Below are 24,319 nucleotides of genomic sequence, written 5' to 3'. Positions count from 1 at the left end.
TCGGCCAGGTCGGGGCAGGGTGTTCATCGCGCGCACCCGCTGCGTACGGCGGCTGTTCACCGCCTTCTCCGAGGCTCCTTGATCGAAAGAGCATTCGCTTGATCGAGGAGAGGCTCTCAGGTGAGAGACAAGCATCCCGAAGAGACCGAGCACGCGCAGCTGTCCCGGCGCAAGCTGGTCAAGTACGCGGGCGTCGGTGCGACGCTGGCCGCGGCCAGCCCACTGGTCGGCGCCGGCGCGGCCTGGGCCGCTGAGGACCGCAGGCCGGGTGACGACGACAAGACCGACCGGGGTAATTCCAAGAACCGGGCGTGGCGTGCGGGCGACCACCACATCCACTCCGAGTACAGCGGCGAGTTCGACACCACGAAGTCCCCGATCGTCTTCCACAAGGGCGCGGACGCGGTCTACCCGATCGTCACCAACGCCATCATGGCGAAGAACTTCGGCCTGACCTGGGCGATGTGCACCGACCACGGTGGACCGACCCACTCGAAGGTGAACATCGAGCAGGCATACCCCGACCTGCTGCGATCCCGCAAGCTGGTCCCCGAGGTGCTCCAGTTCTGGGGCATGGAGTTCGACGCGCCCTCGCTGGACCACCACACGCTGATGATCCCGCGCCATGAGGACGAGGCGAAGCAGCTCTTCGAGCTGGAGAGCCGGTTCGCCAAGTACGACGCGTTCCCCACCGACCCGGCCCGCGACACCGAGGCCAAGATGGTGGAGTTCCTCAAGGTGGCCCGGGGCATGCCGCACAAGCCGCTGGTGATCGCCCACCACGCGTCCCGTTCGGCGCCCGGTCTCGGCGTCTACGGTCAGGACACCCCGCGCGAGTTCCGCAACGGCAACAACGCCGCGCCGGACGTCTACATCGGCTTCGAGGGCGCGCCCGGTCACCAGGCCGGCCCGCTCAACGGCGGCAAGCGGGGCGGCTACGGCAACCACCCCACCTACGGCGGCTTCGACCAGATGACCGCGCGGGTCGGCGGCCTGTGGGACTCACTGCTCGGCGAGGGCCGGCGCTGGTGGATCACCGCGACCTCGGACTCGCACGTGCACTGGACCCGGGGTGGCTCCGACTTCTGGCCCGGCGAGTACAGCAAGACGTACGTGCACGCCCGTCAGGACTACGGCGACATCATGGACGGCCTGCGCAACGGCCGGATCTGGGTCACCACCGGTGACCTGATCCGCAGCCTCGACGTCACCGCCACGTCCCAGGGCAGGACCGCCGAGGTCGGCGAGACGATCACGGTGAGCCGTCGTAGCCGTACCGATGTCGAGATCGAGATCACCTTCCGCCCGCTGGGCGGGGTGAACGCGAACGGCGACCGGCCCGCGGTCCGCCGGGTCGACCTGATCGTCGGCCAGATCACCGGCCCGAGCGCCAGCCTGGACGCCGACACCAATCCCACCACCACTGTGGCGGCCCGGTTCGGCCCGCGGGACTGGCGTCGGCGGGGCGACAGCTACGTCATCCGGCACACCCTGCGCAATGTCGAGGCGGACACCTACGCACGGGTGCGCGGCACCAGCACCGACGAGGCCGAGCCGCTCGCCGACGGGCTGGAGAGCCCGTGGGACGACCTGTGGTTCTACTCGAACCCGGTCTTCGTGCACGTGCGCTGACCGATGCGGTAGCGATATCGCGGGCCTGTCCGGCACCGCTCGACGGACGACGTCCGGTGGTGCGGGGCAGGCCCGTTGCGCTGCAGTCGCAGGTCAGTCGGGCCTGCTGCGCCGGGCCCGGGGAGTGGCGGTTCGCCCACTCCGCGCCGCCGCGGCACCGCTGCGAGGCGCAGCGGGTGCGGCGGGCTCCGGGTCGGCCTGCACCTGTGTCACCACCTCGCAGAGGTCACGCAGCGGGTCCGCCGCCTGGGCCGAGCAGGCGACCTTCTGAAGCAGTGACCGCAGCGTCGCCGACTCGGCCGGGGTGAGCGCCCCCAGCAGATGCGACTCGACCTGCCGCAACGCAACCCGCCGCTTTTCCCAGGCGGCACGGCCGGCGTCGGTGACCTCGATGAGCCGGTTGCGCCGGTCGGCCGGGTCCGCGCGCCGGGCAACGAACCCGGGCCGCTCCAGGTCGTCGATCAGGTACGTGAGGACGGTGCGGTCGATGCCGATCTCCTCGGCGATCGCGCCCTGGTTTCGGGCCGGCCCGTTGCTGGCCGCGGTGAGTAGTTGGTAGCCGCGCGGGCCACCGGGGAAGTCGGTGAGCGCGTGCTCGGCCGCCCGGACGTAGCCGCGGAAGACGATGCCGAGCATCCAGCCCAGGTCGTCGTCGAGCGGATCGGGCCGGTCCGGCCGGTGAGAGGCACCCGTCATCCCCCGACAATACCGCAGCGAGGCAGACCTTGTTGGCAGAAGATGTTCTGACTGGCATAAGGTTATGGCCACGGCGCATCGACCGAGGCGTCGGGGAAATCGGGAGGCTCGCAGATGAGCGACTACGGCCACGACCTGGTCTTCGGCTCCTTCGTCACGCCCAGCGCTGACAATCCGGACCGTACGGTCGGTGTCGCCGTCCTAGCCGAGCAGGTCGGGTTGGACCTGGTCACCTTTCAGGATCACCCGTACCAGCCGGCGTTCCTCGACACCTGGACGCTGCTGAGCTTCGTGGCGGCCCGCACCAGCCGGGTGCACCTGGCGGCGAACGTGACGAACCTGCCGCTGCGCCCGCCGGCGGTGCTCGCCCGCAGTGTGGCCAGCCTGGATCTGCTCAGCGGTGGCCGGGTCGGCCTCGGCCTCGGGGCAGGGGCGTTCTGGGACGCCATCGAGGCGATGGGCGGTCGGCGGCTGAGCCCCGGCCAGGGCGTACGGGCGCTGGAGGAGGCCATCGAGGTCGTCCGTCAGCTCTGGGACGTCGAGACGCGCGGCGGAGTGCGGGTCGACGGAGAGTTCTACCGGGTGGTGGGTGCCAAGCGCGGTCCGGCTCCGGCCCACGCGGTGCCGATCTGGCTGGGCGCGTACAAGCCCCGGATGCTCCAGCTCACCGGTCGTCGGGCCGACGGTTGGCTGCCCTCGCTGGGCTACCTCCAGCCCGGTGATCTGACCAGGGGCAACGCGATCATCGACGACGCCGCGCAGCAGGCTGGCCGGTCCCCGCAGGACGTGCGTCGGTTGCTCAACATCGCCGGGGAGTTCTCGGCCGTCGGGCGCGGCCCGCTGAACGGACCCGCCGAGCAGTGGGCCGAGGAGTTGGCCGAGCTGGCGCTGGAGGAGGGCGTCGGCACCTTCATCCTGGGCAGCGACGACCCCGACGACCTGCGCCGCTTCGCCGGCGAGGTGGCGCCCGCCGTCCGCGAGCTCGTCGCCGCCGAACGTGACCGGGGCGCGGCTCCGGCACGTACGCCGGAGCCGGTCGCTGCGCAGCCGGTCCGGGCGAGCCGCGCCACCGCGACCGGTGGTGCGTTCGCGGTGGTGCCGACCCCCGACGACGGCGTACGGCGAAGCGAGCGGCAGGTGTGGGACGAGGCGGCCCGGCCGACCGGGCCCGCGCCCGACCCGGAGCGCACCTACACCCCGCAGGAGCAGGCCACCGGCGCGCATCTCGTGCAGGTCCACGACGGGCTGCGCGCCGAGCTGGCCCAGATCCACGACCTGATCGAGCAGGTGGCGGCCGGCGAGATCGACGCCGGTGCGGCTCGGTCCCACATCAACACCATGACAATGCGGCAGAACCGGTGGACCCTCGGCGTCTACTGCGAGTCGTACTGCCGCATCGTCACCACCCACCACACGATCGAGGACCAGTCGCTCTTTCCCAGGTTGCGGGCTCGTGACCCGCGACTCGCCCCGGTGGTCGACCGGCTGGAGCAGGAGCATCACGTCATCCACGACGTGCTGGAGGGTGTCGATCGGGCCCTGGTCGCGTACGTCGGGTCTCCGGACGGGCTCGCCGAGCTGCGGGCCGCGGTGGATCTGCTGACCGACGCCCTCCTGTCGCACCTCAGCTACGAGGAGCGGGAACTGGTCGAGCCGTTGGCGCGTCTGGGCATCGCCTGATCAGCGCGCCGCTGTGGCGGCTCGGGGTTGCCCCGATCCAATCTGAGAGACTACTCTCGAAACATGTCTCTCAAGAATCCGTACGGGGATTTCGAGATCACCGAGCCGCAGGCGCTACGGGCGCTGGCCCACCCGGTGCGGCTGGCCATCCTCGAACACCTTCAGCGGCACGGCCCGGCGACGGCGACCGGGCTCTCGCCGCACGTCGGCGCCACACCGTCGGTGGTCAGCTGGCATCTGCGGCACCTCGCGACCTTCGGTCTGGTCAGCGACTGGGACGGTGCCACCAGCAAGCGGGAACGCTGGTGGCAGGCCGTCGCCCGGGGCTTCCGCTTCACCGTGCCCGACAGCGCCGAAGGGCAGTCCGCCAGCCAGCAGTTGCGCGGCGAGATGTTCGCCCGCAACGCCGACGCGCCCCAGCAGTGGCTGCTGCGCGAGGAGCCCCGGCTGGACCCCGAGTGGCGCGCGCTGGCCGGCATGGCCGACACCCGGTTCGTGGCCACCGCCGATGAGCTCCGCCAGCTGGAGGAGTCGATCGAAGAGCTGATCGCCCCGTACGTGCGGCGCAAGGAGGAGCCGGCCCCGGACGGCGCGCGGATCGTCCGGATGCTGCGCTACCTCCTGCCCGAGCCCGGCGACGACGACGCGGCCACGTCATGACCGCCACCGGCACCGGCTCCGTGAGCGCCACCGGCGCCGTGCCCCCGCCGGCCCTGCACCGCCACCGACGGTTCCGCACCTTCTGGATCAGCGAAACGATCTCCCAGTTCGGTGACCGGATCAGCGAACTGGCTCTGCCGCTGATCGCCGTCACCCTGCTCACCGCGACGCCCATTCAGGTGAGCGTCCTCACCGCGCTGATCTGGCTGCCCAACCTCCTGGGCCTGTTCCTCGGTGCGTGGGTCGACCAGCGCACCCACAAGCGGCGACTCCTGATCATCGCGGACCTGGTCCGCGCCGCGGTGCTGCTCAGCCTGCCGGTGGCCTACCTCTTCGACGCGATCACCCTCACCCAGCTCTACCTGGTGGCACTGCTCACCGGCCTCGGAGCGGTCCTGTTCGCCATGGCGCGTCAGGCGTTCTTCGTCGCGCTGGTGCCGCGATCGGCGTACGTGGACGCGAACAGCAAGCTGAGCATGAGCCGGTCGCTGTCGTTCATCGCCGGCCCGGCCGTCGGCGGCGGGCTCGTCCAGGCCCTCAGCGCGCCGGTCGCGATCCTCGTCGACGCGGTGTCGTTCCTCGGCTCCGCGCTGCTGCTCCGCCGCATCCCGGTGACCGAAACGCCGCCACCGCCGCGTCGAACGTCCACGCTGGGCCTGGTCCGCGAAGGGCTCACGCTGGTGCTGCGGCACCCGGTGCTGCGGGCCGCCCTTGGCTGCACCAGCACCGTCAACTTCTTCACCTTCATCTCCGGCGCGCTGCTGGTGCTCTACGCCAGCCGCGAACTCGGCCTGTCGGCCGGCGCGATCGGCATCGCCCTCGGGTTCGGAGCGCTCGGCGGCTTCGCGGGAGCGGCGCTCGCACCGCGGGTCTCCCGCGCCATCGGCCTGGGCCGTACCGCCATGATCGGCGCGGTGCTCTTCCCCGCGCCGCTGGCGCTGACCGCGCTGGTCTCCGGACCGACCTGGACGAAGGTGGCCATGCTGGCGGCCATCGAGCTCGTCTCCAGCATCGGGGTGATGCTCATGGACGTGAACCTCAACGCCCTGCTCACCGCCGTGACACCCGACGACGCGCGGGGCCGCCGGGCCGGCGCCTACAGCGCCGTCAACTACGGCATCCGACCGCTCGGCGCGCTGGTCGGCGGCACCTTGGGCACCACCATCGGGCTGCGGCCCACCCTGGCCATCGCCGGCCTCGGCGGCGTGCTCGCCGTGCTGTGGTTGTTCGCGTCACCGGTGCGCCACATCCACACCCTCGACGAAACGGCGACCTGACCGACGAGGCGGCGCGGTGTGCTGGGCCGCGGCCCAGCACACCGCCCGTCAGGCGGTCTGCGCCAGCAGGATCCGGGCCAGCTCGGTGGGCTGGGAGAACATCGGCCAGTGGCCCGTGTCCATCGTGACCAGTCGCCAGTTGTCACTGGTCAGCAGCGTGGCCACCGTGTCGTTGGGCTCGGGCCCGTCGAGCAGGCACTTGACGTACGTCGCCGGCAGCTCACCCAGCGGCCGGCCCACCATGGCCGGCTCGGTCAGCGTCGCGCCCGGATGCGGCGTGGAACCCTCGATCAGCCGGGCGACCTGCTCGTCGGTGAGACCCTGACCATCGAAGTCGGCCGCGCCGAGCGGCGCCCAGTCGCCGCCGTTGTCGGCGAGCTGCGCCTCGAACGCCGCCTGGCCCTGCCACCAGCCGGAGGCGAACGACCCACCGTCGACCGGAACCTCGGAGTCCACGAAGACCACCCGGCTCAACCGGTCGCCGATCCGCTCGGCCGCCTGACCCACCGGAATGCCCGAGTAGCTGTGCCCGACCAGCACCACATCGCGCAGGTCGCCGCGCTCGATCTCGTCGACGATGTCCTGCACGTGGGTCTGCTGCCCGGCCGGGACACCCCGCTTGTCGGCGAGGCCGGAGAGGGTCAGCGGGTGGGTGCCGTGCCCGGCCGCCCGCAGGGGCGGCACCACCTCGTCCCACGCCCACGACCCCAGCCACGCCCCTGCCACCAACACGAAATCAGCCATGGCCCGGGACCCTAGCGGCACCCTGCGACACCGCCGACACGTCAGGACAAACGCGTGCCTGGCCGATGACCGCGAACGGTCAGCCGGTGGCCAGGACGGGGGACACCCGGTGCGGATCGGCGGCTGCGGGACTCAGCACTCAGACGTGGTCCCGGGCGGGCGGCCCGATCTCGACGGGCATCCGGTAGATCTGGGCCGGGTAGTCGACGGCCGCGACGCCGCCGTTGAGCCCAGCGGTCAGGTGCAGCTGGGCCGCCGGCATCCAGAGCCGGGCATCGGCGTCGAGCCACATCGCGTCCACCCAGGCCAGTCGGGGGTCGGCGACGAGCGTCCGTACGCTGCGGTCGGGTGCGAGGACGAGGACGCGCCGCCGTTCCAGGTCGCTGAGGTAGATGGTGCCGGTGGCGTCGATGGCCGTGCCACCGGTACTGGGAGTGTCACACCAATGTTCGACAGCCTGGGCCAGCTCGTCGGGGGACACCGACGGATCGTCCAGCCACCGGGTGGCGATCCTGGACATTCCGCCGGAGGCCGGCTGGTAGTAGAGCCAGCGACCGTCCGGCGACACCTCCAACTGGTCCACGTGCAGGCGTACCTCGGCCCCGCCCGGGTCACGCAGCACGCGACCGTCGGCGACCACCGGCCCGCCCGCCGTGCTCGGATGCCCGTCCAGCACCCGTCTCGACCGACCCGAGTCGAGATCGAGCACGATGAGGCCCGCCGCCCCGGCGTCGCTGACGTACGCCAGCCGGCCGTTGAAGCGGACGTCGTCGACGTAGCTGCCCGGGTGCACCGCCTCGTCGAGGTGGTAGACCCGCTTCACGCGGTCGTCGTCCGGGTCGACAGCGATCAGCCGAGCGCCGCCCGGCACCTGCGCGCCGCCGATCCGCGGCGAACCCGAGTCGACGATCCACAACCGGCCGTCCGGGCCGGCGCGCAACCCGTTGACGTGCACGAACGCCCCGTCCGGCGGCTGGTCGGCACGGTTCCAGGCGACATCGGGGTACGGGACACGACGACCGTCCGGCAGCGCCTCCACCACCTGCACGCCGGGCCGATCCGCCGACGGGTAGCTCAGGAACACCCGCCCCCGCACAGTGGTCACGCCCGTGCACACACGGTCTTCCTGGAACACCGGCGTCAAACGGTGATCCTGTTCGGTGGGCAGCGACGACATCGCGCGGTATCCCCGGATCGTGCCGGCCGAAACCGCCGGTTGAAGGCGCCGCCGTGCTCAGCGCATCTGCGGTGCCGGGGGGCCGACCTGGGCGGCGAGCCGCTTCGGAGCCATGACGCAGTAGCTCTCGGTGAGCAACTCACTCACCTCCTCCCAGTCGGTGTTGTCGTCCAGGACCATGCCCATCACGGTCGGGCTCCAGTCCGGTTTGTAGAAGGGGTGCCCGGTGGCGAGGAGCCCGGCGATCTCGTCGAGTGGCGACCGGAAGGTCAGCAGGCAGGCGGGCTGGTCGAGTGCGGCGGCCCGTGCGTGCACCGGCTGGCGATCCGGGTCGACGGTGAGCACGTGGGCGATGGTCCGCTTGCGAATCCGCCAGCGGGTGCCCACCCAGGCAAGCTCCTCGTAGGTCTCCGGCAGGCCGAGACAGATCGGCCGCAGCCGGTCGAGGACCTCGGGCGGGACGTCTCCGGGTGCGGTCACGGGCAACGACGCTAGCCGTACGGTGTGACAAGTTCCGCTCGTCGAACTCCACCCCGCCCGGTGGTGCGCGCCGTGCCGATCGGCCAGGATGGGCCGGGGCGACAGTGGGCCGTCGCCTTGGCCCGACCAGCCGCCCGTGCCCGCTGAGGAGTGCCGTGCCGTCCACCCTGCTCTCCCGCCGTGACCTCGACTTCCTGCTGCACGAGTGGCTGCGGGTGTCCGAGCTCGTCGAGCGCCCCCGCTACGCCGAGCACTCCCGGGAGACCTTCGACGACGCCCTGGATCTCGCCGAACAGGTGGCCACCGAGCAGTTCGCCCCGCACAACCGCGCCGCCGACCTGGCCGAGCCCACCTTCGACGGGCAGCGGGTGCGGCTGATCCCGCAGATCCGTGCCGCGTTGGACAGCTTCGCCGAGACGGGCCTGCTCACCGCCGGGCTGGACGCCAGTGTCGGTGGCCTGCAACTGCCGCATGCCGTCGCGGCGGCGTGCTTCACCTGGTTCCAGGCCGCCAACGTGGCCACCTCGGCGTACCCGTTCCTCACCCTGGGCAACGCCAACCTGCTGCTGGCCCACGGCAGCCCCGAGCAGGTGGACACCTACGTCCGGCCGATGCTGGACGGCCGATTCTTCGGCACCATGTGCCTGTCCGAGCCGCACGCCGGCAGCTCGCTGGCCGACATCACCACCCGCGCCGAGCCGCAGGCGGACGGCACGTACCGGCTGCACGGCACCAAGATGTGGATCTCCGGTGGTGACCACGAGTTGGCCGAGAACATCGTCCACCTGGTGCTGGCGCGCATCCCGGGCGCGCCGCCCGGCGTCAAGGGCATCTCGCTGTTCATCGTGCCGAAGGTGCTGGTCGGCCCGGACGGGACGCTCGGTGAGCGCAACGACGTGGCGCTGGCCGGGCTCAACCACAAGATGGGGTTCCGGGGCACCACCAACACCCTGCTCAGCTTCGGCGACGGCGCGCACACCCCCGCCGGCCGCGCCGGAGCGGTGGGCCACCTGGTCGGCGCGCCGCACCAGGGTCTGGCGCAGATGTTCCACATGATGAACGAGGCCCGGATCGGGGTCGGGGCGGGCGCCACCGCGCTGGGTTACACCGGCTATCTCAAGAGCCTGGCGTACGCGAAGGAGAGGCCGCAGGGCCGGCCGGTCGGCGCGAAGGACCCGGCCGCCGCGCAGGTGCCGATCATCGACCACCCTGACGTACGACGGATGCTGCTGGCCCAGAAGAGCTACGTGGAGGGGGCGCTGGCGCTGGTGCTCTACTGCGCCCGGTTGCTCGACGAGCAGGGGACCGCACCGGCCGAGGCCGACCGCGAGCGCGCGCACCTGCTGCTGGACGTGCTCACCCCGATCACCAAGAGTTGGCCGTCGCAGTGGTGCCTGGCGGCAAACGACCTGGCGATCCAGGTCCTCGGGGGCGCCGGCTACACCCGCGACCACGACGTGGAGCAGCACTACCGGGACAACCGACTCAACCCGATCCACGAGGGCACCCACGGCATCCAGGCACTGGATCTGCTGGGGCGCAAAATGGTCATGCAGGGCGGCGCAGGTCTCACCCTGCTGACCACGACGATCGGTGACACGGTCGAGCGGGCCCGCAAGGTCGGGGGAGAGGCGTCCGAGCTGGCCGAGCGGCTGGCCGCCGCGGTGGACCGGGTCACCGCTGTCACCCGTCGACTGTGGGCTGACGGTGACCCGGTGCTCGCGCTGGCCAACGCCAGCGCCTACCTGGAGGCCGTCGGGCACGTGGTGATCGCGTGGATGTGGCTGGAGCAGGTGCTGGTGCTGCCGCCGGAAGGCGCCGGCGACGCGTTCCACGCCGGCAAGCGGCAGGCCGCCCGCTACTTCTTCACCGTCGAGCTGCCCCGGACCGGCCCGCAGTTCGACCTGCTGGACAGCCGGGACCGGACCACGCTCGACATGCGCCCGGACTGGTTCTGACCCTCAGCGTCGTCGGCCCTGGTGCTGCACCGCCTGCCGCCCCTTGACGACGCCCCAGACGATCACGATCACCAGCGCGATCAGACCGATGATGATCAACCAGCGGACCGCCTCGAGGATCAGGCCGAGCAGGATCAGCACGCCGGCGACCACGCCGACGACCCAGAGCAGTGCGCGCATGTCGACCTCCAGTGACCGGCCGTGCCTGGTGCGGCCGGCCCCGGTTTCTCATTCCCCGTCCGGCCGACACCATGCGCGGGCGGCACAACCGAAGTCGATCAGAGGCCGGTACGCGCCACGTAGACGGTGTTCGCCGACTCCCCGCCGGTCAGCGGGTTGGCGAACGGCACGACATGCGCGCGTACGCCCACGAACACCTCGCTGAGCGCGGCGGTGAACTCGGCGTCCGGCGGGTCGTCCGACCAGAGCGCGAAGACTCCCTCGGGGCGTAGCAGGGCGGCCAGGCGACGCAACCCGGCCGGCTGGTAGAACGCCGCGTGGCTCGGGTGCAGGACGTTGCGCGGGGAGTGGTCGACGTCGAGCAGGACCGCGTCGAACCGCCGGCCGGGCACCTCGGCGTCGAAGCCGGTGTCACCGGCCACCGCCGCGAAGAAGTCGGCCTGCACGAAGCGGGTCCGGGGGTCCTCGGCGAGCCCCGCCGCGAACGGCAGCAGCCCTCGTTGGTGCCAGTCGATCACGTCCTCGATGGCCTCCACCACGAACAGTGAGCGCACCCGGGGGTCGCCCAGCGCCGCGCAGGCGGTGTAGCCCAGCCCGAGGCCGCCCACCACCACGTCGAGCGAATCACCGGCCACCTCGGCGAGACCGAGCCGGGCCAGCTCGATCTCCGCGACCGGGAAGAGGCTGGACATCAGGTACTCGTCGTCGAGCTTGACCTCGTACACCTCGACCTGGAGTGCCGGGTCCCGGCGTCGGCGCAGGCTGATCGCGCCGATCGGCGTCTCCCGCCAGGCCAGCTCTTCGAAACGCGCGCCCACGGGTGCCCTCTCGCCGCCGGATTCGTCCACGGATGGTACCGGTTGCCCCGCGACGGGCGGCCACGCAGGGTCCACGGGACATTGACGCAGCGCATATCCTGTGCCCGGCCGATCCACCGGAGGGGACTCATGCCGTCGCGGCAGGACCAGCTGCACTCCTACCAGTTCAGCGTCCAGCGTGCGGTCGCCGCCCTGGTCATGCGGGAGACCGACCCCGCACAGTCGCCGTTTCGGCGGCTGGCCGGCGCCGGCCTGGCCAGCGTCCTGGTCGCGGCGATCGGGCTCGGTGGCTTCGCCCTCTACGGCCTGTTCGCCGGCGGCGGCAAGGGCTGGCGGGACCCGGGTGCGGTGATCGTGGAGAAGGAGTCCGGCGCCCGGTTCGTCTACCGCGAGCAGAAGCTGCACCCGGTGCTCAACTACGCCTCGGCGCTGCTCATCGTCGGTGCGGACCGCTCGAAGACCGTCCTGGTGTCCCGACGCACGATCGACGGAGTGCCGCGCGGGCTGCCGTTGGGGATCGCCGACGCACCCGACTCGCTGCCCGCCCCGGGCCGGCTGGCCGCCACGGCGTGGACGGTCTGCTCGACTGTCCCGGCCGGCACGGGCGTCGAGGCGCCCCACTCCGCGTTGCTGATCGGCACCGAGCCCGACGGCGGTCGGCCGTTGGGCGACAACGCGCTGCTCCTGCGCCACCCCGACGGCGGGCTGCACCTGGTCTGGCATCAGCGCCGCTACCTCGTCCGTGACCCGAGCCGGGTGCTGGCGGCGCTCGCCACCACCCGAGCCCAGGCGGTCGGGGTCGCGCCGGCACTGCTCAACTCGCTGCCCGCCGGCACCGACCTCGCTCCGCTCGATCTGCCCGCGTTGGGTCGGCCCGCCACCCGGGTGCCGGGTGCCGCGATCGGCACTGTCTACCTGGTGAGCAACTCCGGCGGCGGTCGGCAGTACGCGGTGGCGCTCGACGCCGGCCTGGCCGGCATCACCGAGTTGCAGGCTGGGTTGCTGCTGGCCCGCACCGGGCAGGTCGAGCCGGTGCCGATGACGTTGGGTCGGTTCGCCGCGCTGCCCACGGTGCCTGATCTCGCGCCGACCGGCCCGAACGCACCGCCACCGACCCCGCCCCGGCTCGCGGCCGGCGACGGCGGGGCGCTCTGCACGCGCATCGGTGACGACGGCGGGGTTGGTGAGGTGCGGTGGGGCGTACCGCTGCGGGACCTGACGGCCGTGCCCCGGACGGCGCGGACCGGCGGCGCGGTGCTGGCCGACCACGTGGTGGTGGAGCCGGGCCGCGGCGCGGTGGTCGAGGCCGCCGCGGCGCCCGGCGCGACCGGTGGCGCGGTCTCCGTGGTCACCGACCTGGGCCGACGGTACGTGCTGGCCGACCGGGAGGTGCTCCCGATGCTCGGCTACCGCGACGTGCGGCCGGTGCGGTTACCGTCCGGGCTGGTCAGCCTGGTACCTGCCGGCGCCACCCTCGACCCGGTCGCCGCCCGCGCCGTCGCCGCCCCGGACTGACCCCGCCCGAAACCCGCCGGCCGCGGTGCTCAGTCGGCTGGGCGGCGCAGGACGGTGACCGCGAACGGGGCGTCGTCGCGCCACGGTCGCAGGTCCCAGGTGGCGAAGCGCTGCTCCACGCGCAGCCCGGCGGCCACCGCGTCGGCGTCGAACGCGGTCAGCGGGTAGCCGCGCTCCGTGCCGAAGCCCACCGTCAGCACACCATCGGGTCGCAGGTGCGCTGCCACCCGGCGCAGCACCTCCGGTTCGGTGCCGACGGCGACGAAGGCGAGCACGTTGCCGGCCAGCACCGCCGCGTCGAACGGCTCGGCCTCACCGAGCGCCGGTAGATCCAGCTCGGCGAGGTCGGCGACGAGCCACGTCGGGCCGGGATAGTCGGCGCGGGCGGCCTCCACCAGCGCGGGGTCGGCGTCCACCCCGACCACCGTGTGGCCCCGCTCGGCCAGCGCGGCACCGACGCGGCCGGTGCCGCTGCCGGCGTCGAGAATGCGGGAGCCGGGAGCGACGAGGGCGTCCACCAGTCGGGCCTCGCCGGCCAGGTCCGCGCCCTCGGCCATGAGCTTGCGGAACCGGTCGATGTACCACTGTGAGTGCTCGGGACCGGTGTCGGTCGCCCAGCGGGTCGGGTTGGCCATGAGGCCACCGTATCCGGGCGGGTGGGGGTCGGGCGGGCGACCCGGACGAGACGATCATCCCTTCTCCGCGCCGCTGGTCAGCCCTTCGGTGAGCAGCCGTTCGCTGGCGAAGAAGAGGATCACGATGGGCAGGGTGAGCACGACCGACCCGGCCATCAGCACGGTCTTGGGGACCTCCACCCCGTCGGCGAGCAGGGACAACCCGAGTGACACCGTCCACCTGTCGGGTTTGTCGACCAGGAACAGCAGGGCGAAGAGGAACTCGTTCCAGGCGATCATGAAGTCGTAGAGCGCGACCGCCATGATCGACGGCATCGCCAGGGGCAGGCTGACACGGCGGATGATGCCGAGCCGGCCGGCGCCGTCGATGGCGGCGGACTCCTCCAGACTGACCGGGATGGTCTCGAAGTAGTTCTTCAGCATGTAGACCGACACCGGCAACGTCTGCGAGATGTAGACCAGCACCAGACCGAACAGCGAGCCGCGCAGCCCGGCCCGGGTGAAGACCACGAACAGCGGGATCGCGATGACGATCGACGGGAACAGGTAGACCGCCAGGAACAGGAAGTCCACCTGTCGCCGACCGAAGAACCGCAGCCGGGCCACCGCGTACGCACCGGGGATCGCGACCAGGAGAGTGAGCACGGTCGCCGCGACGGCGACCAGCCCGCTGTTGCGGATGAAGGTGAGGAAACCCTGGCCGCCGTCGTCGGTGGCCTTGAGCACTTCGGCGTACGTGGCCACGGTCAGCTCACCGAAACCGACCACCAGCGCCCCGGGGTCGAGCAGCAGCCGCTCGATGGGGCGCACCGAGAGCACCAGCATGTAGTAGAAGGGGAAGACCGTGATCGCCAGGAACACGGCGATCACCAGGCGGCGCAGCCAACGCAGGCTCACCGTCTCGACCACGTCCCGGTCCATCAGCCCACCCTCCGTCCGAAGAAGCGCAGATAGATCAGCACGAACACGATGAGCACAACGGCCAGCACGACCGCCTGCGCGGCCGCGGCTCCGATGTCGGTACGGGCGGTCAGGAACTCGTACACCCGGACGCTGACCACCTCGGTGCCGGCCGCACCGCCGGTGAGCAGGTAGACGTCGTCGAACTTGTTGAACGTCATGATGAAGCGCAGCACGCCCAGCAGGGCGATCACCGGCAGCAGTTGCGGCAGCAGGATGTGCCGGAACCGTTGGGTGGGGGTGGCGCCGTCGACCCGGGCGGCCTCCTCCAACTCGCCGGGCACCGCCTGGAGCCGGGCCAGCAGGAACAGGAACGCGAACGGGAAGTACCGCCACGCCTCGAAGACGATCACGGTGGCCAGCGCTGTCGACTCCTGGGTGAGGAACGGCACCGGGGCGTCCCAGCCGAGCAGGCGTTGACCCCACGCGTTGACGATGCCGAGCTGTGGGTCGAGCATCACCTGCCAGACGAACGTGACGGCGACCACCGGCGCCACGTACGGCAGCAGCATGGACGCCCGGACCAGGGTGCGACCCCGGAACGGGCGGCGGACGACCAGTGCGGCCACCAGGCCGAGCACTATCGACCCGACGGTGCCGCCGATGCTGTAGATCAGGGTGACCCACAGCGTCTCGGCGAAGCCGGGGGTGTGCAGCACCCGGTCGATGTTGTCCATGGTGAACTCGCCGAACAGGCCGGTCTTGCGCAGCGTGGCCAGCCGGACCCGCTGGAAGGCGAGCACCACTGTCCACACGATCGGGATGCCGATGACCGCGATGGTGACGAGCAGGGTCGGTGCGACCAGCGCGAGCCCGGCCCGGGATTCGCGGCGGCGCAGGGTCAGCGGTCGGCGCCCGGGTGGCGCCGGCTGCTCCCTGGTGGGGGAGCGGCCGGGGCCGGGCGCGGTGGTGGTCAATTGACGCCCGCCTTGATGGCGTCCACGTCCTTCGTGGCGCGCTTGGCGGTGGCCGCCGCGTCGGACTTGCCGGAGACGAGGTCGCCCAGCACGTTGGGCACCGGCAACTCGCCGAGCATGGCGCCGACGAGTTTGCCCTGCCCCTGGCTGAGGCCCCAGCGCCCGAAGGTGTCCGGGCTGCGGCGTAGCGTGGCCAGCACCTCGTCGCCGTACACGTCGGTGAGGGGTTTCTTCGCGTCCACGCCGGCCTGGCTGGTGTTCCAGGCGGTCAGGTACGCCTCCGGCTCGGCGGGGGTGCCCTTGCGCACCGGGAAGCGGCCCTCCGGCGACATGCCGAACCAGCGCGGGTAGCCGTCACCGAGCATGTACTCCACGAAGGACTTCGCCGGGTCGGTCACCGCGCCGTCGAGGACCGCCCACGAGCTGATCTCGCCGTACTGGGCTGGTTCGGTGCCGTTCGGGCCCTTGATCGCGGTGACGAACCCGCTGTTCTTCGCGAGGAACGCCGGGTCCGGCTGGCACTGGGGGCAGGTCGGCTTGGCGTCGTTGCGCAGCCCGGCCAGCTCGTCGAGGATGAACGGTGACCAGATCACCATGGCCGCCTTGCCCGCGAAGTAGGTGGCCCGGGTGGTGTCCACGTCCTGTGCGCCCTTCACCGAGCTGGTGCGGATCAGGTCACCGTAGAAGCGGAACGCCTCGACGCACTGGGGCGAATCCAGTGTCACCTTTCCCGAGTCGTCGGTGAGCTGGCAGCCGTTGGCCAGCGCCAGGTGCTCGAAGGTCTGTTGGGTGAACACGTCGCTGGGGGCGGTCGCCGCGGTGATGCCGGCGACGCCGCCGGTGTTCAGTCTTGCGGCGGCGGTGGTGATCCGCTCGTACGTGTCGGGGGCGGGCAGGCCGGCCGCGGCGAACAGGTCCTTGCGGTAGACGAGCAGCTGCCCCCACCCGTCGCTGGGCACGGAGAGCTGTGTGCCGTCGTCGGAGGTGAGCTCCAGCGCTCGGGGAGAGAACGTCTGCCTGCCCAGCTTGTCGACGACCTCCGCGTTCGCCGAGGCGTGCAGCAGCTCGTTGCCGGCGAGCGTACGGATGCCGGCAAGCGAGACCGACCCGACCACGTCGGGCAGGTCACCGGCGGCGGCGTTTGCGGCGATCAAGGAGGGGAACTGGTCCTCGTTGACGGTCACGAGATCGACCTGGATCCCGGTCTTGGCGGTGAAATCGGCGATGATCGCCTTGGTGGCGGTGACCCGGTCGGCCACGTCCTCCAGGCTCCAGACGGTGATCTTCTTGCTGTTGCTGTCTGGTTCGTCGTCGCCGCAGGCCAGCAGGGTGGACGCGGTCAGTGCCAGGATCACTGTGGTGGCGAGTATCCGCCTCGGAGGTGCTGACATCGGTGGCACTCCTCTCGAAGGGTACATGAAGGATCCAACACCTTCGATTGATCAATAGCAAGACATATGGCGATTTTTTGCTATCCTGGAGCCCAGTGCTACCGGGATGTGACACATGGGCAACTGGGTGGTCTCTCTCGCCGGACCTCGACGCATCAGCCTCGAGCCCTGCCCGCCGGATCAGCTCGGCCCCGGCCAGGTCCGAGTCCGCACCTGCTACTCGGGCATCTCCGCCGGCACCGAGCTGACCCTCTACCGGGGCAGCAATCCCCGGCTCAGCAAGGACTGGGACGACGCCGCCCGGATGTTCGTCCCCCGACAGACCCCGGTGCCATACCCGTTGATCGGCTTCGGCTACGAAGAGGTCGGCGAGGTCGTCGAGGTCGCGCCGGACGTCACCGACCGACACCCGGGGCAGCTCGTCTGGGGCATCTGGGGGCACCGGGCCGAGGCCGTGCTCGCCGCCGACGCGGTCCGCGTGCTCCCCGCCGGGCTGGATCCGCTCGCCGCCGTCTTCGCCCGCCCCGGTGCCATCGCGCTGACCGCAGTGCTCGCCGGTGATCTGCACCTCGGCGACTGGGTGGGCGTCTTCGGCCAGGGCGTCATCGGGCTGCTCGCCACCCGGCTCGCCGTGCTCTCCGGGGCCCGGGTGGTGGCCGTCGACCCGGTACCCGACCGGTTGGAGTACGCCGCCCGCTACGGCGCACACTCGACTGTGGATGCCAGTGTCACCTCCGCCGCCGCCGTGCTGCGCCAGGCCACCGCCGGCCGGGGGGCCGACGTCTGCCTGGAGTTGTCCGGGGCGTACCCGGCGCTGCACGAGGCGATCCGCTCCACCACCCACGCCGGCCGGGTCGTGGCCGCCGGCTTCTACCAGGGCCAGGCCGACGCGCTCGGCCTCGGCGAGGAGTTCCACCACAACCGCATCCAGTTGGTGGCCGCCCAGGTCTCCGGGCCCACCCCCGCGCCGAGCATGGCCGGCCGGTGGACCGGAGACCGGGTCGCGCAGACCTTCATGGACCTGGTGGCCGACCGCAGCGTCGATCCGCTGCCGCTGGTCAGCCACATCGTCGACGCCAGCGCGGTCGCCGACGCCCTCGCGCTGCTCGACCGCGGCGCCGGTGACGTCCTCCAAGTCGTGCTGAGGTTCTCATGACCACCATCGCGCTGGCCTGTCAGGAACAACTCCTGCCGGGCACCAACCTGATCCAGAAGTACGCCCTCGCGGCCGCCCTCGGCTACCAGGGCATCGAGCTACGCGGCCGCGGCGACCTGGCGTTCGCCCGCCGGTTGCCCGAGCTGCGCCGGGCCCGCGCCGCCGGGGTGGTGATGCCCACCGTCTGCGTCGAGATGGACCACTTCATCGGCGACTTCGACCCCGCCCGGTCCGCCGACGCCGTCCGCAACCTGCGCTCCCAACTCACGGTGATCGCCGAGCTGGGTGGCGTCGGGGTGATGACCCCGGCCGCCTGGGGGATGTTCTCCCGACGGCTGCCGCCGTTCGATCCGCCCCGCCGGCCGGACGGCGACCGGCAGGTGCTCCTCGACGCCCTCGGCGAGCTGGGCGAACACGCCCGGGCCGAGGGGGTCACCCTCTTCCTGGAACCCCTCAACCGGTACGAGGACCACATGGTCAACCGTCTCGACGAGGCGGTGGCGCTCTGCGCCGCGCTCGGGTTGCCGTCGGTCCGGGTGGTCGCCGACACCTTCCACATGAACATCGAGGAGGACGACGTGCACCGCGCGCTGCGCGCCGCCGCGCCGTACCTCGGGCACGTCCAGGTCAGCGACTCCAACCGGTACCAGCCCGGTGCCGGGCACCTGGACTGGCCGGCGCTGGTGCGTACCCTGCTGGAGATCGACTACCGGGGCTGGCTGGCGCTGGAGTGCCGGCTCCGCGGCGACCCGGTCCGGGCCCTGCAACAGGCGGCCACGGTGCTGCGACACGCGCTGCCCCGGCGGGCCGCCGCGTGACCGCCGACGCCGGGCCGACAGGCGTCGACGCGACCGCCGGTGTCGGGCTGCCCGCTGACGCCGGGCCGACGCGCGCCGACACCGCCGGCACGGGTGGCCCGGCCGACGCGGCCGGGCTGCGTCGGCTCGCGATCGACACGCTCGACGCCAACTGGGAGCACGACCACACGGTGCCCTCACGCACGCTCTACCCGCACCAGTGGAGCTGGGACTCCGCGTTCATCGCGATCGGGTTGGCCCAGGTCCGTCCCGACCGCGCCTGGCGGGAGCTGGCCAGCCTGTTCGGGGCGCAGTGGGCCGACGGACGGGTGCCACACATCGTGTTCAACCCGGCGCTGCGGGTCGGCGCGTACTTCCCGGGGCCGGAGATGTGGCGATCGGCCGACGTGCCGGGAGCACCGACGGTCGCCACCTCCGGCCTGGTCCAGCCGCCGGTGCACGCGCTCGCCGCGTTGTTGGCGTACCGGCGGACGCCCGACCCCACCGCCCTGGCCGCGCTGCGCGTGCTCTACCCCGCGCTGGTCGCCCAACAGCGCTACCTGGCCGACCGGCGGGACGTGGCCGGTGACGGACTGGTCTGCATCGTGCACCCGTGGGAGTCCGGGTTGGACAACAGCCCGGCGTGGGACGAGCCGATGGCCGCGGTGCCGGCCGAGGTGGCAGTCATGCGGGCGTACCGTCGGCACGACACCACGCACGCCGACGCCGCGCACCGCCCCACAGACCTCGACTACGCGCGTTACCTGGCGATCGTCGCCGCCTACCGCGACCACTGCTACTCCGACCGGGACCTGGCCGGCGGGCACCCGTTCCTGGTGGAGTGCCCGCTGTTCAACGCGGCGTTCGGGGCCGCCGAACACGCTCTCGCCGAGATCGCCGCGCTCGTCGGTGGCGACCCCGGGCCGCACCGGGCCCGCGCGGCCCGCATCACAGAAGCTTTGGTACGCCGGCTGTACGACCCGGACACGGGCACGTTCCAGCCCCGTGACCTGCGCACCAACCGTCTGCTGAGCGCCCGTACCGTGCTCGGGCTGACCCCGCTGATCCTGCCCGACCTGCCGACCCGGCATGTCGACGCGCTGGTCGTCGAGGCCCGGTCGGCGCGCTTCGGGGTGGCCCGTCGGATGGACCGGCCGCTGCCCACCCACGACCGCACCGCACCCGACTTCGAGCCGCTGCGTTACTGGCGTGGGCCGAGCTGGCTCAACATCGGCTGGCTGGTCCGGCGTGGGCTGCTCGGTCACGGGCACCCGGAGTTGGCCGCCGGGCTGCGCGGCTCGATGATCGGTCTGGTCGCCGGGGCCGGCTGCCACGAGTACTTCCACCCGGACACCGGTGCCGGGCTGGGCTCACCGGCGTTCAGTTGGAGCGCCGCGCTGCTGCTCGACCTGCTCGCCGACTGAGCGCGGTGCCGGGTGGTAGCGTCCCCGATCCCGGCGGCAGCAAGGAGCATCGTGCGCGAGATCGACAAGGTGGCCTGGATCCTCGTCGAGGACGGTCGGGTGCTGAGCACCCGGTCGGTGGGCAAGGACGTCTGGTACCTGCCGGGCGGAAAGCGCGAGCCGGGCGAAACCGACCTGGAGACCCTGCGACGGGAGATCGACGAGGAGTTGAGCGTCGAGGTCGACGTGCCAGGTGCCGTGCACCTGGGCACCTTCACCGCTCAGGCGCACGGCCACACGCCCGGCATCACAGTGCGGATGACCTGCTATCGGGCGGGCTATCGGGGGCAGTTGCGGCCGGCCAGCGAGATCGCCGAGATGGCCTGGCTCGGGTACGCGGACCGACACCGCACCTCACCGGTCGACCAGATCATCTTCGACCACCTGCTGGCCGAGGGTCTGCTGGCCTAGCGGCAGTTTGTCGCGGCCGGCCAGGGGTAACCGGCCGGGCGTGACCGACGGCGACGGGTTCCCGTACTTCATCGACGCGGTGTCCCAACAGTCTGGCCTGCCCGCCGAGGAGGCCGCCGTGCTCGCCCGCGCCGTGCTCCAGACGTTGGCCGAACGGGTGACCGGCGGCGCGCCCGGCGACCTCGTCGTGCACCTTCCGAACGAGGTCGACGGCTATCTGACCGACCCGGCCCCGGATCCGGCCGGGACGGCCTTTCCGGCCCCGGATCCGGCCGGGACGGCCCTCCCAGCCCCGGATCCGGCCGGGACCCTCGGCCCGGATCCCGCGGCCGCCGGGTTGACCAGCGGGCTGGGCCTGGAGGTCGGCGGTGCCGGCGCGACCCCGATGGAGGCCGGCCCGACGGAGTTCCTTCGTCGGGTGGAACAGCGTGCCGGGGTGGACCCGGCCACCGCCCGGGCCGGAACCGGGGCGGTCTTCGCCACGTTGCGCACGGCGATGACGGTAGGGGAATTCCAAACGATGGTGGCGCGACTGCCGCGCGACGGCGGTCCCTGACCCGGCCCGGCGGGGTCAGCCCAGGAGTGCCCTGGTGACGTCGGCCCGGGTGACGGCCGCCACGCACCAGGCCACGTGGCCGTCCTGACCCGTTGGGTCGTTATGCCTCGGGCACGTCCTCGGGCTCGGCGACCCAGGCGGAGAAGACCGGCACCCCGTGCCAGGGGCCGGTGACGCCTTCGGCCCGGGTGTCGGTGGCGACGGCCACCACCGCGTACGGGTGGCCGAAGCGCAGCTCGGCGGTGCGGGCCACACCCTCCGGCGGCATGCTGGTAATTCCGGCCATGCCTGTCACGGCCGCCGCCTCGAAGCCGTACCTGTCGAACCGGGCCACCGCCGTCTGCCGTGCCTCGAACTCGTTCATCGGTAGCGCCAGCGCCGTCGCGAGCGTGGTCGCCGCGGCGGGGAAGCCGAGCGCCGGGGCGGTCAGGTCATGGTCGTTCCGAGCGGACCAGCAGGGAAGGACGGCGTTGTGCCGTTCTTCGCGGCCGTCGCGTTGCCAGGTGTGTACCCGCTCCTCGGTCAGCGTCCAGAGCGGAGTCTCGCCGAGCGGCAGGTCGAACAGCGAGCGGCCGCCCGCCGGTGGGGCGCCGTCGGCCGCGCCGGCGCTCAGGTCGTACGCAATGGCCAGCACCTCGGCCGGTGGCACCTGCGGCGCGGCGGCCACCGAGAGGACGACCAGCCCCGCGCCGTCGGTCGTCTGGGCCGGTGCGGCGTGCACGATCACGTCACCGGCCCGCGCGGTGGACACGATGGCGCAGCGGTGGCTGTCGCTCGGGCTGCGCAGTGCCCGCCGTAGTTGGCCGGCCCACGGGCTGTTGGCGCCGAGCGCGCGTGCGTCGGCGACGTCGAACGGGGTCGCCCAGGACACCCGGGTGGCCAACGCGCTGGCCAGGATGAACACCACCTCCGACTCGACCGTCAGGGGAAACGTCTCGATCAGGCCGAGGGTGTGCTCGCGCGCCCAGGCGTCCAACCCGGCCTGCTCGGGAAGTGCGCCGACCTCGGTCGTGCGGGGGAGCGCGGCCCGCCACGCCGCCGATCCGTCGTCGCCCTGCCCCGCTGTGTGCCAGAGCGCGGTGGCGGACCCGACCAGCGGGTGCGGCGCGTCCAACAGCGTTCGGGCCACCTCGGCCGCGCTCGGCAGGTCGGTGCCCAGCGCCTGCGCCAGCTTCACGGCGGCTCCGTCCGCTACGGCCGGATCACTGTCGGCCGTCGTGGCGGTGACCGCGAGCAGCAGCCAGGCGCCGAGCGGGGAGGCGACATGGTGCCCGTCGCCGACCGTCGCGTGCAGTCGCGCGGCGTACGCGGACAACGGGCCGTGCAGATCGCTCCTCATGCCCACACTCTGCCCGCCGACCCGGCTCACGACCACAGTTCGAACGGCTCGTCGATCTGCGTGCCGGCGAGAAAGGGGGTGATCAGCCGGGGGAGCTGTCCGGGATAGAAGCGTTCCCGACTGGCCACCACCTCCGGCAACGGCCACCAGCGGAAGCCGAAGTAGTCCTCCCGCTCGTAGTCGAGCCGGTGCGCCTCGTCCACGTCCGGGCCGGGGCCGGCCAGCCGTACCGCGACGACGACCTCGTCCTGGACGTGCCGCACCTGGCGGTGCAGGAAGCTCGCCCGCCGCCGCCACACCGGCGCGCCCACCTGGTCAGCGGTGATCACGATGCCGGTCTCTTCCCGCAGCTCCCGCACCGCCGTGTCGCGATAGGTCTCACCGGGATCCATGCCACCGCCCGGCAGCTCCCACCAGGTGCCCAGCCGGGCATGGTCCGGGTCGTGGGTGTGGAACAGCAGCACCCGGTCGGTGCCGTCGGTGACCACCACCCGCACCGTGCGTCGCTCCAGGATCGGCAGGTCGCGGGGCAGCTCGTTCATGGGGCCAGTCTGTCGTAGCGTTTCCTTCGGCGGCGGGTAGGCTGCCCGCCGTGGCTGGTCTGTTGAGGAATGTCGCGGCGCGTATCTCCCGGGTCGGTGCGGTGATCCCGTTGCCCCGGCGTACCGGGCCGGCGCCCGCGCAGGTCGCCCGCCGCCGTCAGGTGAGCGCCTTGCAGCGTCGGGAGTTGACCTACGCTCCGGAGCGGGACGGTCAGGCCGACCCGGGCGAGATCGTCTGGACGTGGGTGCCGTACGAGGACGACCCCCGCCAGGGCAAGGACCGGCCGGTGCTGGTCGTCGGTCGGCACAGCCGGACACTGTTCGGGTTGATGCTGTCCAGCCAGAGCGACCGGGACGGGCAGCGGCACTGGTTCGCGCTCGGGCCGGGTGAGTGGGACCGCGACAACCGGCCGAGCTGGGTCCGGCTGGATCGGGTGCTCACCATGCGCGAGGACAGCATCCGCCGGGAGGGTGCCGTGTTGGACCGGCCCCGGTTCGACCGGGTCGGGCAGGCGTTGCGCGCCGGTTACGGCTGGCGCTGACCGCGCCGGGCGCGGATCGGCGGCGAGCCGCGCGCGGAGCTGCCCAACAGTAGGCGGCCCGGGCGGTGACGCCCCTGGCGGTGAGGTCTATTCGCGGCTCGGACCGACCGCCGCGCCCTTCGCGTCCGGCGGCGGGTACGGCTGGTCGGCGAGGAGCCGGGCCAGGTGTGCGCTGTTGAGCGCCAAAGCTTTCGTGGTGCGGCCGGTGGTGTCGGGCTTCGGGCCGGCGTCGCGGTAGTCCACCGTGTGCAGCGCCTCGCCGACCCAGTAGGTCGCGCCGGCGGCGGCGACGGTGAAGCCCACCTCGTTGAGCGCCCCCTGCACCTCGGCGATGCTGTGGTGCGCGCCGTCCTCGTTGCCAACGACCGCGACACCGGCCACCTTGCCGTAGGTGAGCAGCCGTCCCTCGTCGTCGGTCTCGGACAGCTCGGCGTCGAGGCGTTCGAGGACCATCTTGGTGACGCTCGCGGGTTGGCCGAGCCAGATCGGGGTGGCGATGATGAGGATCTGGGCGGCGAGCAGCTTGGCGCGGATGGCGGGCCAACCGTCGCCGTGGCCCTCGTCGGTCGACACCCCGAAGCGCACGTCGTGGTCGACCACCCGGACGATTTCGCCGTCCACGCCCTGACGGGCCAGTTCGGCCAACACCTCCCGGCCCAGTTGCTCGGAGCTGGAGGGGGCAGGCGACGGCTTGAGGGTGCAGTTGAGTACGAGGGCACGGATGCTCGGCACGAGGGGTTCCTCTCGTCGGTCGGCTGGGCCGTCCCTTCGCGTACCCGAATCATCTCCGCCC

25 protein-coding genes are annotated in these 24,319 nt (G+C 72.0%); 12 read left to right on the top strand and 13 right to left on the bottom strand.

Going from position 1 to position 24,319, the window contains the following annotated elements:
- Positions 1-120 precede the first annotated feature (120 nt).
- Positions 121-1,632: a phosphoesterase gene (locus ACFYPG_RS22540; protein ID WP_387353757.1), complete on the top strand. Its 1,512-nt coding sequence runs from the start codon at positions 121-123 to the stop codon at positions 1,630-1,632.
- Between the two features lie 93 nt (positions 1,633-1,725).
- On the opposite strand, the gene ACFYPG_RS22535 is transcribed toward ACFYPG_RS22540, so the two are convergent.
- Positions 1,726-2,328, bottom strand: coding sequence for a MarR family winged helix-turn-helix transcriptional regulator (locus ACFYPG_RS22535; protein WP_355010022.1), 603 nt, complete (start codon positions 2,326-2,328; stop codon positions 1,726-1,728).
- A gap of 114 nt (positions 2,329-2,442) precedes the next feature.
- Here ACFYPG_RS22535 and ACFYPG_RS22530 point away from each other — a divergent pair, with 114 nt between their 5' ends.
- The 3 genes from ACFYPG_RS22530 (at position 2,443) to ACFYPG_RS22520 (ending at position 5,945) form a co-directional block, all read left to right on the top strand.
- Entirely contained in the window at positions 2,443-4,008 is a 1,566-nt protein-coding gene (locus ACFYPG_RS22530) for an LLM class flavin-dependent oxidoreductase (protein ID WP_387353756.1), read from the top strand.
- 63 nt (positions 4,009-4,071) lie between these two features.
- Positions 4,072-4,668, top strand: a complete 597-nt coding sequence (locus ACFYPG_RS22525) for a helix-turn-helix domain-containing protein (protein ID WP_355010020.1) — start codon at positions 4,072-4,074, stop codon at positions 4,666-4,668.
- Positions 4,665-5,945, top strand: a complete 1,281-nt coding sequence (locus tag ACFYPG_RS22520; protein ID WP_355010019.1) for an MFS transporter — start codon at positions 4,665-4,667, stop codon at positions 5,943-5,945. The genes ACFYPG_RS22525 and ACFYPG_RS22520 overlap by 4 nt, the downstream gene beginning before the upstream one ends.
- A 48-nt stretch (positions 5,946-5,993) precedes the next feature.
- Here the strand turns inward: ACFYPG_RS22520 and ACFYPG_RS22515 are convergent, their stop codons facing one another.
- From ACFYPG_RS22515 to ACFYPG_RS22505, 3 genes are all read right to left on the bottom strand, one after another.
- A complete protein-coding gene (locus ACFYPG_RS22515; protein WP_355010018.1) occupies positions 5,994-6,689 on the bottom strand; it encodes an alpha/beta hydrolase in 696 nt (231 codons plus the stop codon).
- Between the two features lie 139 nt (positions 6,690-6,828).
- Complete coding sequence (locus tag ACFYPG_RS22510; protein ID WP_387353755.1) at positions 6,829-7,794, bottom strand: SMP-30/gluconolactonase/LRE family protein; 966 nt, start codon at positions 7,792-7,794, stop codon at positions 6,829-6,831.
- 129 nt (positions 7,795-7,923) lie between these two features.
- On the bottom strand, positions 7,924-8,346 hold the full coding sequence (locus ACFYPG_RS22505; RefSeq protein WP_387353754.1) for an MmcQ/YjbR family DNA-binding protein: 423 nt from the start codon (positions 8,344-8,346) through the stop codon (positions 7,924-7,926).
- Between the two features lie 155 nt (positions 8,347-8,501).
- Here ACFYPG_RS22505 and ACFYPG_RS22500 point away from each other — a divergent pair, with 155 nt between their 5' ends.
- Positions 8,502-10,304: an acyl-CoA dehydrogenase gene (locus ACFYPG_RS22500; protein WP_355010016.1), complete on the top strand. Its 1,803-nt coding sequence runs from the start codon at positions 8,502-8,504 to the stop codon at positions 10,302-10,304.
- A 3-nt stretch (positions 10,305-10,307) separates the two neighbouring features.
- Here ACFYPG_RS22500 and ACFYPG_RS22495 read toward each other — a convergent pair whose 3' ends face one another.
- Together ACFYPG_RS22495 and ACFYPG_RS22490 are read right to left on the bottom strand one after the other, a co-directional pair.
- On the bottom strand, positions 10,308-10,484 hold the full coding sequence (locus tag ACFYPG_RS22495) for a hypothetical protein (RefSeq protein WP_355010015.1): 177 nt from the start codon (positions 10,482-10,484) through the stop codon (positions 10,308-10,310).
- 98 nt (positions 10,485-10,582) lie between these two features.
- Positions 10,583-11,302, bottom strand: a complete 720-nt coding sequence (locus ACFYPG_RS22490; protein ID WP_387353753.1) for a spermidine synthase — start codon at positions 11,300-11,302, stop codon at positions 10,583-10,585.
- A 129-nt stretch (positions 11,303-11,431) separates the two neighbouring features.
- Between ACFYPG_RS22490 and eccB the strand changes: the two genes are divergently transcribed.
- On the top strand, positions 11,432-12,817 hold the full coding sequence (eccB, locus tag ACFYPG_RS22485; RefSeq protein WP_387353752.1) for a type VII secretion protein EccB: 1,386 nt from the start codon (positions 11,432-11,434) through the stop codon (positions 12,815-12,817).
- Positions 12,818-12,846: 29 nt separating this feature from the next.
- On the opposite strand, the gene ACFYPG_RS22480 is transcribed toward eccB, so the two are convergent.
- The 4 genes from ACFYPG_RS22480 to ACFYPG_RS22465 are packed head-to-tail and all read right to left on the bottom strand — an operon-like array spanning position 12,847 to position 16,720.
- Positions 12,847-13,452, bottom strand: coding sequence for a class I SAM-dependent methyltransferase (locus tag ACFYPG_RS22480; protein WP_355010012.1), 606 nt, complete (start codon positions 13,450-13,452; stop codon positions 12,847-12,849).
- A gap of 54 nt (positions 13,453-13,506) precedes the next feature.
- Positions 13,507-14,373 carry a carbohydrate ABC transporter permease gene (locus tag ACFYPG_RS22475; protein WP_355010011.1) on the bottom strand — a complete coding sequence of 289 codons (867 nt, stop codon included), beginning with the start codon at positions 14,371-14,373 and terminating at the stop codon, positions 13,507-13,509.
- Complete coding sequence (locus tag ACFYPG_RS22470; RefSeq protein ID WP_387353751.1) at positions 14,373-15,329, bottom strand: carbohydrate ABC transporter permease; 957 nt, start codon at positions 15,327-15,329, stop codon at positions 14,373-14,375. The genes ACFYPG_RS22475 and ACFYPG_RS22470 overlap by 1 nt, the downstream gene beginning before the upstream one ends.
- Positions 15,326-16,720, bottom strand: coding sequence for an ABC transporter substrate-binding protein (locus ACFYPG_RS22465; RefSeq protein ID WP_387353750.1), 1,395 nt, complete (start codon positions 16,718-16,720; stop codon positions 15,326-15,328). The genes ACFYPG_RS22470 and ACFYPG_RS22465 overlap by 4 nt, the downstream gene beginning before the upstream one ends.
- 115 nt (positions 16,721-16,835) lie before the next feature.
- Here ACFYPG_RS22465 and ACFYPG_RS22460 point away from each other — a divergent pair, with 115 nt between their 5' ends.
- The 5 genes from ACFYPG_RS22460 to ACFYPG_RS22440 are packed head-to-tail and all read left to right on the top strand — an operon-like array spanning position 16,836 to position 21,103.
- Positions 16,836-17,876, top strand: a complete 1,041-nt coding sequence (locus ACFYPG_RS22460; RefSeq protein ID WP_357204587.1) for a zinc-binding alcohol dehydrogenase — start codon at positions 16,836-16,838, stop codon at positions 17,874-17,876.
- Complete coding sequence (locus tag ACFYPG_RS22455; protein WP_355010007.1) at positions 17,873-18,694, top strand: sugar phosphate isomerase/epimerase family protein; 822 nt, start codon at positions 17,873-17,875, stop codon at positions 18,692-18,694. The genes ACFYPG_RS22460 and ACFYPG_RS22455 overlap by 4 nt, the downstream gene beginning before the upstream one ends.
- Positions 18,695-18,741: 47 nt before the next feature.
- Entirely contained in the window at positions 18,742-20,097 is a 1,356-nt protein-coding gene (locus ACFYPG_RS22450) for a hypothetical protein (protein WP_387353940.1), read from the top strand.
- Positions 20,098-20,148: 51 nt separating this feature from the next.
- Positions 20,149-20,547 carry an NUDIX domain-containing protein gene (locus ACFYPG_RS22445; protein ID WP_387353749.1) on the top strand — a complete coding sequence of 133 codons (399 nt, stop codon included), beginning with the start codon at positions 20,149-20,151 and terminating at the stop codon, positions 20,545-20,547.
- 40 nt (positions 20,548-20,587) lie between these two features.
- The gene (locus ACFYPG_RS22440; RefSeq protein ID WP_387353748.1) at positions 20,588-21,103 is read left to right on the top strand and encodes a DUF2267 domain-containing protein; all 516 of its coding nucleotides are present in this window, start codon (positions 20,588-20,590) and stop codon (positions 21,101-21,103) included.
- Between the two features lie 100 nt (positions 21,104-21,203).
- On the opposite strand, the gene ACFYPG_RS22435 is transcribed toward ACFYPG_RS22440, so the two are convergent.
- Both ACFYPG_RS22435 and ACFYPG_RS22430 read right to left on the bottom strand, forming a co-directional pair.
- Complete coding sequence (locus ACFYPG_RS22435; RefSeq protein ID WP_387353747.1) at positions 21,204-22,442, bottom strand: hypothetical protein; 1,239 nt, start codon at positions 22,440-22,442, stop codon at positions 21,204-21,206.
- 26 nt (positions 22,443-22,468) lie between these two features.
- On the bottom strand, positions 22,469-22,984 hold the full coding sequence (locus tag ACFYPG_RS22430) for an NUDIX domain-containing protein (RefSeq protein ID WP_355010003.1): 516 nt from the start codon (positions 22,982-22,984) through the stop codon (positions 22,469-22,471).
- Between the two features lie 50 nt (positions 22,985-23,034).
- On the opposite strand from ACFYPG_RS22430, the gene ACFYPG_RS22425 reads away from it, so the two are divergent.
- Positions 23,035-23,526, top strand: coding sequence for a type II toxin-antitoxin system PemK/MazF family toxin (locus ACFYPG_RS22425; RefSeq protein WP_387353746.1), 492 nt, complete (start codon positions 23,035-23,037; stop codon positions 23,524-23,526).
- Between the two features lie 87 nt (positions 23,527-23,613).
- On the opposite strand, the gene ACFYPG_RS22420 is transcribed toward ACFYPG_RS22425, so the two are convergent.
- On the bottom strand, positions 23,614-24,258 hold the full coding sequence (locus tag ACFYPG_RS22420) for an NAD(P)H-dependent oxidoreductase (RefSeq protein WP_355010001.1): 645 nt from the start codon (positions 24,256-24,258) through the stop codon (positions 23,614-23,616).
- Positions 24,259-24,319 lie beyond the last annotated feature (61 nt).

This window comes from Micromonospora sp. NPDC005553 (assembly GCF_042871765.1).
Classification (GTDB): Bacteria; Actinomycetota; Actinomycetes; order Mycobacteriales; family Micromonosporaceae; genus Micromonospora.
This window is presented reverse-complemented; position numbering and strand designations above follow the sequence as displayed.

Coding starts and splice junctions, on each gene's coding strand:
- ACFYPG_RS22535 (WP_355010022.1), bottom strand. CDS start 2,328: ATGACGGGTGCCTCTCACCGGCCGGACCGGCCCGATCCGCTCGACGAC.
- ACFYPG_RS22530 (WP_387353756.1), top strand. CDS start 2,443: ATGAGCGACTACGGCCACGACCTGGTCTTCGGCTCCTTCGTCACGCCC.
- ACFYPG_RS22525 (WP_355010020.1), top strand. CDS start 4,072: ATGTCTCTCAAGAATCCGTACGGGGATTTCGAGATCACCGAGCCGCAG.
- ACFYPG_RS22520 (WP_355010019.1), top strand. CDS start 4,665: ATGACCGCCACCGGCACCGGCTCCGTGAGCGCCACCGGCGCCGTGCCC.
- ACFYPG_RS22515 (WP_355010018.1), bottom strand. CDS start 6,689: ATGGCTGATTTCGTGTTGGTGGCAGGGGCGTGGCTGGGGTCGTGGGCG.
- ACFYPG_RS22495 (WP_355010015.1), bottom strand. CDS start 10,484: ATGCGCGCACTGCTCTGGGTCGTCGGCGTGGTCGCCGGCGTGCTGATC.
- eccB (WP_387353752.1), top strand. CDS start 11,432: ATGCCGTCGCGGCAGGACCAGCTGCACTCCTACCAGTTCAGCGTCCAG.
- ACFYPG_RS22480 (WP_355010012.1), bottom strand. CDS start 13,452: ATGGCCAACCCGACCCGCTGGGCGACCGACACCGGTCCCGAGCACTCA.
- ACFYPG_RS22475 (WP_355010011.1), bottom strand. CDS start 14,373: ATGGACCGGGACGTGGTCGAGACGGTGAGCCTGCGTTGGCTGCGCCGC.
- ACFYPG_RS22465 (WP_387353750.1), bottom strand. CDS start 16,720: ATGTCAGCACCTCCGAGGCGGATACTCGCCACCACAGTGATCCTGGCA.
- ACFYPG_RS22460 (WP_357204587.1), top strand. CDS start 16,836: ATGGGCAACTGGGTGGTCTCTCTCGCCGGACCTCGACGCATCAGCCTC.
- ACFYPG_RS22455 (WP_355010007.1), top strand. CDS start 17,873: ATGACCACCATCGCGCTGGCCTGTCAGGAACAACTCCTGCCGGGCACC.
- ACFYPG_RS22435 (WP_387353747.1), bottom strand. CDS start 22,442: ATGAGGAGCGATCTGCACGGCCCGTTGTCCGCGTACGCCGCGCGACTG.
- ACFYPG_RS22430 (WP_355010003.1), bottom strand. CDS start 22,984: ATGAACGAGCTGCCCCGCGACCTGCCGATCCTGGAGCGACGCACGGTG.